Annotated in this window: 5 protein-coding genes, 4 tRNA genes and 1 pseudogene; 9 read left to right on the plus strand and 1 reads right to left on the minus strand. The window is 52.5% G+C overall.

The annotated features are described in order from the left end of the window. From F7Q90_RS26955 to birA, 4 genes and pseudogenes are all read left to right on the plus strand, one after another. Positions 1-109, plus strand: a pseudogene (locus F7Q90_RS26955) (IS66 family insertion sequence element accessory protein TnpB); the annotation flags it as partial. Between the two features lie 19 nt (positions 110-128). Further along, entirely contained in the window at positions 129-1,700 is a 1,572-nt protein-coding gene (gene tnpC, locus F7Q90_RS23970; RefSeq protein WP_151161113.1) for an IS66 family transposase, read from the plus strand. 230 nt (positions 1,701-1,930) lie between these two features. Continuing rightward, complete coding sequence (gene murB, locus F7Q90_RS23975) at positions 1,931-2,968, plus strand: UDP-N-acetylmuramate dehydrogenase (protein ID WP_006121489.1); 1,038 nt, start codon at positions 1,931-1,933, stop codon at positions 2,966-2,968. After that, positions 2,965-3,924 (plus strand): bifunctional biotin--[acetyl-CoA-carboxylase] ligase/biotin operon repressor BirA, encoded by a 960-nt coding sequence (birA, locus tag F7Q90_RS23980; RefSeq protein ID WP_006121490.1) that lies wholly within the window; start codon positions 2,965-2,967, stop codon positions 3,922-3,924. The genes murB and birA overlap by 4 nt, the downstream gene beginning before the upstream one ends. Positions 3,925-3,969: 45 nt before the next feature. Here birA and coaA read toward each other — a convergent pair whose 3' ends face one another. Continuing rightward, positions 3,970-4,917, minus strand: coding sequence for a type I pantothenate kinase (gene coaA / locus F7Q90_RS23985; RefSeq protein WP_006121491.1), 948 nt, complete (start codon positions 4,915-4,917; stop codon positions 3,970-3,972). A gap of 1,479 nt (positions 4,918-6,396) precedes the next feature. Between coaA and F7Q90_RS23990 the strand changes: the two genes are divergently transcribed. From F7Q90_RS23990 to F7Q90_RS24010, 5 genes are all read left to right on the plus strand, one after another. Next, positions 6,397-6,472, plus strand: a tRNA-Thr gene (locus F7Q90_RS23990). 7 nt (positions 6,473-6,479) lie between these two features. Then, positions 6,480-6,564 (plus strand) — tRNA-Tyr (locus tag F7Q90_RS23995). A gap of 192 nt (positions 6,565-6,756) precedes the next feature. After that, positions 6,757-6,831: transfer RNA gene (locus F7Q90_RS24000), tRNA-Gly, on the plus strand. Between the two features lie 5 nt (positions 6,832-6,836). Then, positions 6,837-6,912 (plus strand) — tRNA-Thr (locus F7Q90_RS24005). Positions 6,913-7,018: 106 nt separating this feature from the next. Beyond that, the coding region (locus F7Q90_RS24010; RefSeq protein ID WP_233207462.1) for a GTP-binding protein at positions 7,019-7,151 on the plus strand (133 nt) is incomplete at its 3' end.

The following is a 7,151-nucleotide window of genomic DNA, read 5'->3' on the forward strand; positions in this document are numbered from 1 at the left end:
GACCCGCGACGGAAAAGTCCACCTGACGCCGGCGCAGCTGTCCATGCTGCTGGAAGGAATTAACTGGAAGCACCCGCAGCGGACGGAACGTCCTGGCCTGCGGATATAACCTGCTGTAAAGTGGGGTCATGGACACCTCACCCCCTGATGAAAACGCCCGGCTCAGGGCGCTGCTGCAGGAGCAGCAGACCACTATACGCCAGTTGGCGGAGTACAACCGCCTGCTCTCACAGCGGGTGGCGGCCTACACCAGCGAGATCAACCGGCTGAAGGCGCTGGTCGCTAAGCTGCAGCGCATGCAGTTCGGCAAAAGCTCCGAAAAGCTCCGTGAGAAAACAGCACGCCAGGTGTGCGAGGCAGAGGAGCGCATCGGCGCCCTGCAGGAAGAGATGGCAGAGGTGCTGGGCGAACAGCATGACCCGGTACTGCCACAGCCGCTGCGCCAGTCTTCTGCCCGTAAACCTCTCCCCGCCACACTCCCGCGCGAAACCCGCACGCTGTTGCCGGCAGAAACCGCCTGCCCGGCATGCGGCGGAGAGCTCAGCGCACTGGGCTGCGACGTGTCAGAGCAGCTGGAGCTCATCAGCAGCGCCTTTAAGGTTATCGAAACGCAGCGGCCGAAGCTGGCCTGCTGTCAGTGCGACCACATCGTTCAGTCTCCAATGCCGTCAAAGCCCATAGAGCGCAGCTACGCCGGCCCGGGCCTGCTGGCCCGAATCGTCACGGCGAAGTTCGCAGAGCACACACCACACTACCGGCAGTCAGAAATCTACCGCCGTCAGGGCGTGGAGCTGAGTCGCGCCACGCTGGGGCGCTGGTCTGGTGCGGTGAGCGAACTGCTGGAGCCGCTGTACGACCTGCTGCGCCAGTACGTGCTGATGCCGGGCAAGGTGCATACCGACGATATCCCGGTACCGGTTCAGGAGCCGGGCAGCGGCAAAACGCGCACGGCCCGGCTGTGGGTGTACGTGCGGGATGACCGCAACGCGGGTTCACAGCTTCCGCCTGCGGTCTGGTTCGCGTACTCACCGGACCGTAAGGGAATGCATCCGCAGCAACACCTTGCGGGGTACAGCGGTATCCTGCAGGCGGATGCGTACGGTGGCTATAATGCGTTGTACGAAGACGGGCGCATCACGGAAGCGGCCTGCATGGCGCACGCCCGGCGGAAAATCCACGACGTTCATGTCCGTACCCCGACCGACATCACCACCGAAGCGCTGAAGCGCATCGGTGAGCTGTATGCCATCGAGGCGGAGATACGCGGCAGCCCGGCAGAGGACCGACTGGCGGTGAGAAAAGCCAGAACCGTCGCGCTGATGCAGTCGCTGTACGACTGGATACAGTCGCAGATGAAGGTCCTGTCACGCCACTCGGATACGGCGAAGGCGTTCGCGTACCTGCTGAAACAATGGGACGCGCTGAACCTGTACTGCAGCAACGGCTGGGCAGAGATAGACAATAACATCGCGGAGAACGCGTTGCGCGGTGTTGCCCTGGGCCGGAAAAACTGGCTGTTCGCTGGTTCAGACAGCGGCGGTGAGCGGGCTGCGGTGCTGTACTCCCTTATCGGCACCTGCCGGCTTAACGGCGTTGAACCCGAGGCGTGGCTGCGTTACGTCCTCGGTCATATCCAGGACTGGTCGGTGAACCGGGTCCGCGATCTGCTGCCATGGAAGGTAGACCTTACCTCTGCCTGAACGTCAATACGGTCTAGATGCGACGCTTACACAATTGTTCCGCCTGTGTTTTTAGCTGCTTTAAACAACTCACATTCCATCAGCTTCCCCTGTCGTCATGCCCGCGACGGGATTTCTTTCTACCCGGAGTGGCTGATATGCAGCGAAAAACGTCTTCGCACGCAAATTCCCTCTCAATCCGTTCATGATGCGGTAAACTACGGCCAGATTAACCCCGTGAAGGCCTTATCATGTCCAGCTCGTATACCTCCTTAAAAGCCGACAATACGCTCGGTCTTGATGTCAGCACACAAATTCGTATTGTCGCCGAAACGCCTGAAGCCATACTTGCGGCATGGCAGATGAGCCAGCGTAACCAGCAGCCCTTTTTGATCCTGGGTGAAGGCAGCAATGTACTGTTTCTTGAGGACTTCGCGGGCATTGTGGTGCTCAACCGCATCGCTGGAGTTGAAATACGCGACGAGAATGAGCGCTGGAAGCTGCATGTTGGCGCGGGTGAAAACTGGCATCAACTGGTAAAAATGACGCTGGAAAAAGGGATTTCCGGACTAGAGAACCTGGCACTTATTCCCGGTATGGTCGGCTCTGCACCCATCCAGAATATCGGCGCCTATGGCGTTGAACTGAAAGATGTCTGTGAATATGTAGACGTGCTGAATTTGCAAACCGGCGTCACTGAGCGTTTAAGCCGTGACGATTGCCAGTTTGGCTATCGCGACAGCATTTTTAAACATCAGTACCAGTCGGGCTATACGATTGTTGCCGTCGGGTTTGCATTAACCAAACAGTGGCAACCGGTGCTGACGTATGGCGATTTAAAGACGCTTAATCCGGCGACTGCGAATGCCTGGGATGTGTTTCATGCCGTTTGCCATATGCGACAGAGCAAATTACCTGACCCCAAAATAACAGGCAATGTTGGCAGTTTTTTCAAAAATCCAGTGATTAGTCGGCAGCAGGCCGAAGTATTGCTTAATCACTATCCTGCGATGCCAAATTATCCCCAACCAGAGGGTACGGTAAAACTTGCCGCAGGCTGGTTAATCGATCAGTGTCAGCTTAAAGGCTGTCGGGTTGGCGGCGCGGAAGTTCATCAGCAGCAGGCATTAGTGCTGATTAATGCCGCCGATGCCACGCCAGGCGATATCGTTGCGCTGGCAAAAAAGGTGCGCGCACGCGTAGGTGAGAAATTTGATGTCTGGCTTGAGCCTGAGGTCCGTTTTATCCGGGCACAAGGTGAATGCAATGCGGTTGAGGTGATTGCATGAAAGACCACAGCGTACCGCTAAAGCTTATTGATATCCTGTCAGATGGCGAATTTCATTCTGGTGAGCAATTAGGTGAAACGCTCGGCATGAGCCGCGCAGCAATTAATAAACATATTCAGACGTTAAAAAGCTGGGGCCTTGAAGTGTATACGGTTACCGGGAAAGGCTACAGCTTCCCTGCACCGCTTCAGTTGCTCAATGAAGAGGCGATTCTTGGTCAGCTTTCTCAGCCTGATGTCGCCGTGATACCGGTTATCGATTCGACGAACCAGTATTTACTTGAGCGTATGGATTCACTGCCTTCAGGTGCCGTTTGTGTGGCGGAATATCAGCAAGCGGGACGCGGACGACGCGGGCGGCATTGGTTTTCTCCCTTCGGTGCTAATCTTTATATGTCTATGTACTGGCGTCTGGAGCAAGGGCCTGCTGCAGCGATGGGGCTCAGCCTGGTGATTGGTATAGTGATGGCAGAGACGCTTCAGTCATTAGGTGCGGAGGATGTTCGCGTAAAATGGCCGAATGATATTTACCTCCATGACAGAAAATTAGCAGGCATCTTAGTGGAGTTAACCGGTAAAACCGGCGATGCTGCGCAGATCGTAATGGGAGCGGGCATCAATTTAGCGATGCGAAATGCCGACGCGGCGCAAATCAATCAGGGCTGGATTAATCTGCAGGAAGCGGGCGTAACGCTTGATCGTAATGACCTGGCTGCAACGTTAATCAATCGCCTGCGTGAGGCACTACCTGTTTTTGAACAGGAAGGTCTGGCACCTTTTGTCGCACGCTGGGCAGGCTTAGACAACTTTATCAACCGTCCGGTCAGGTTACTGATGGGCGAGCGGGAAGTTCACGGCATTGCACGCGGCATTGATAATCAGGGTGGTTTGCTGCTGGAACAAGAGGGCGAAATTAAATCCTGGATGGGTGGGGAAATATCGCTGCGTCCCCTTTAAAAGTCTGTAAAGCCTGCTTTTAAGGCAGGCTTTTATTGTCGTAACTTATTTTCTCAGGCGGACTTTTTCAACCGCATGATTACCACTTTTGGTCATAATCAAGCTGGCTCTTTCACGTGTAGGAAGAATATTCTCTTTCAGGTTCAGCCAATTGATCTCTTTCCACAGCGATCCCGCGATCTTGATGGCCTCATCTTCAGGTAACTGTGCATAATGATGAAAATAAGAGTCGGGATCGGTGAAAGCGCCCTGGCGAAATTTCAGAAAGCGATTGATATACCAGTGTTGTAAAAGATCTTCTTCCGCATCGACATAGATAGAAAAATCGACAAAATCAGAAACAAATACGTGGTGCGGATCGTGGGGATAATCCATTCCACTTTGAAGAACGTTTAAGCCTTCCAGAATTAAAATATCGGGTTGTTGCACCACTTTATCCCCATCCGGAATAACGTCATAAATGAGATGGGAATAAACGGGCGCCGTCACCTGCTGGGCGCCAGACTTAAGGTCTGACACAAACTTAACTAACCGATGCATATCATAAGATTGAGGAAACCCTTTTTTCTTCATGAGACCGCGCTCTTTTAGTACCGAGTTCGGATGAAGGAAGCCATCAGTTGTAATTAACTCAACCTTACGGTGCTCAGGCCAGCGGCTGAGAAGCGCCTGTAAAACGCGGGCAGTCGTACTTTTCCCCACCGCAACGCTACCAGCAATACTGATAATGTAAGGGATCTTTTGCCCGTCTGTGCCCAGAAATTGTTCCAGAACAGCCTGGCGACGCACATTCGAACTTATATAGAAATTCAGCAAGCGTGAGAGCGGCAGATAGATTTCGGCCACCTCTTCAATAGAAAGGTCTTCGTTTATCCCTTTTAACTGAGCAATTTCATCCTCTGCCAGCGTCATGGGAACGGAGTCGCGTAATGACGCCCATTGTTCACGGGTGAACTGTAAATAAGGCGTGGTGAGTGATGTCGTTTTATCCATAAGTATACATTTGACTGCAGATTCAAACCAATCTGTACATTTTCACCGAAGATTACTCGGGCACGGTAGCGTAATGAATTGCGGGTCACAGAGTTATTAACGAGAACAATGGGCTGGAGGGTACCACCAGTATAGCTTTTAAAAGAAGTAAAAAATAAACGGGGATAAGCTTTCGTCGGCGCCTCCGCAATTTTAACAAATCCTTGATCAAGAGGCTTGATCTCTGTAATTACAGCATGCGATGTGACAGGTAAATCTTTAGCCCGGTGGGTAGCACTGATCAGGGCACGTAAACGGGCCTCCGCTCATTATCGTATGGTTCACTTAGCCAGCAGCCGGTTAACGAGCGGTCTTTCATGATAGCGCGTGCAACGAATCCGTGGCTGTCTGTTACTTTATGCCGGACGTTAAGCCGCAAATAAGGTGCGTGTCAGGCGCGTCACTGTTTTGGGGCGTGCTTTCATTCGCCAGGTCATTTGTCTGAACATCCACAAGGCACTTTATTGCCTTCAGAGACCAGTCTGCCTCAGGCACGGATACCTTCTGTACTCTCTTTCCCGTGACGAATAACCCTTACCACGACCCTTTCTCTGCCCTCGCATGGCGTGTCCATCAGATCAGCCCAATACTGTTGCTGCCAACATAAGGCCGCCACAGGCTTTGTGGTGTGCTTAAGCTGTCTGAGAGCCAAAGGAGAGAAGAAGCGCTTCAATTCGCCTGACCGGGTTTCTATGCAGGTTGAACCGGGAGGCACAGCGCGTTCTGACAACAGAAGGGACAAACATAATGACTTTCGGCGGCGTTCCAGTTGGTCGCAGCCGTCATCGGTGCGGACAGGGTGGAATCTGCACATCAAGCATCGGGCCGTTCTCATGTGTCATGTGACTTCTCTGTTGTACGTAGGCAGTACCTGTTCATATGCAACCTCGCTCATCTTCACCGCGTCGACATCAATACACATGCACTCGCGCGCCTGTCAGGCCAGTAACCGAACAGAGCAGCGCTGTCGGCCACAGAAAGCATACAAGCAATGCCTGATTCACGCGTATTGAAAGCGGTATTGTGCCAGTGTCCATTCCCACCTCTTTAGGTGCCAGTACGTTTTCTCTGCAACCCTGTCAACTTAACATTACTCATCGCTTACTCTGTGGTGGCGTTTTTGCACAAACAAACCGATATCCACAAACAAAAACCGGCTGTCGATGGAAAACACCGGGCAATAAATAAGCAATCGAGACGAATTTTGCATGATCAGCAAAAAAAGGGGACGTGAAAAAAGCCATCCATCAAAGAATGAAATCGTGAAGACCCAATCCAGGGACAGAAGATGACGCGAAAATTTGACCAATAATTGGATGTTATTTCTGCAGAATAGGGGTAAATTGCGATGCTTTGCACAAATAGTAAGCGATAGAACAAAAACAGTGATTTTTTTGTTGCATCCTTCAGCCGACCTTCCTAGAATGCGCGTCACTTGATGCCGGCTTAGCTCAGTTGGTAGAGCAACTGACTTGTAATCAGTAGGTCACCAGTTCGATTCCGGTAGCCGGCACCATCAAGTAGGTGGGATTCCCGAGCGGCCAAAGGGAGCAGACTGTAAATCTGCCGTCACAGACTTCGAAGGTTCGAATCCTTCTCCCACCACCATCTCGACCCTCGGGTTGAGAACAGATAAACAACCTGTTTATCTGGCAGGTGAGTCACTTCTTCTCACCCTGAATTCAGATTGGGTGTAAGCTCAGTCAAAGTCTGCCAGCTTCGCTGGCAGGCTAAGAATAATGGGGGACTTCCCCTGTTATTCACAAGCTACAGAAAGAACAGGTAGCCGAGTTCCAGGACGCGGGCATCGTATAATGGCTATTACCTCAGCCTTCCAAGCTGATGATGCGGGTTCGATTCCCGCTGCCCGCTCCAGATGTGCTGATATGGCTCAGTTGGTAGAGCGCACCCTTGGTAAGGGTGAGGTCCCCAGTTCGACTCTGGGTATCAGCACCACTTCCTTTATCTCCCTCCTGATTTTCTCTGTAACTCCTTGCAGTCAGGCAATGCCTGGTTAATGTGACGATATCTTTGATATATCCGTGTCTTAGAGGGACAAGCGATGGCTAAAGAGCAATTTCAACGTAACAAACTGCACGTAAACGTGGGCACCATCGGTCACGTTGACCACGGTAAAACCACCCTGACTGCAGCAATCACCACCGTTCTGGCTAAAACCAACGGCGGCCAGGCGC

The organism is Pantoea stewartii subsp. stewartii (assembly GCF_008801695.1).
Lineage (GTDB): Bacteria > Pseudomonadota > Gammaproteobacteria > Enterobacterales > Enterobacteriaceae > Pantoea > Pantoea stewartii.

Coding starts and splice junctions, on each gene's coding strand:
- tnpC (WP_151161113.1), top strand. CDS start 129: ATGGACACCTCACCCCCTGATGAAAACGCCCGGCTCAGGGCGCTGCTG.
- murB (WP_006121489.1), top strand. CDS start 1,931: ATGTCCAGCTCGTATACCTCCTTAAAAGCCGACAATACGCTCGGTCTT.
- birA (WP_006121490.1), top strand. CDS start 2,965: ATGAAAGACCACAGCGTACCGCTAAAGCTTATTGATATCCTGTCAGAT.
- coaA (WP_006121491.1), bottom strand. CDS start 4,917: ATGGATAAAACGACATCACTCACCACGCCTTATTTACAGTTCACCCGT.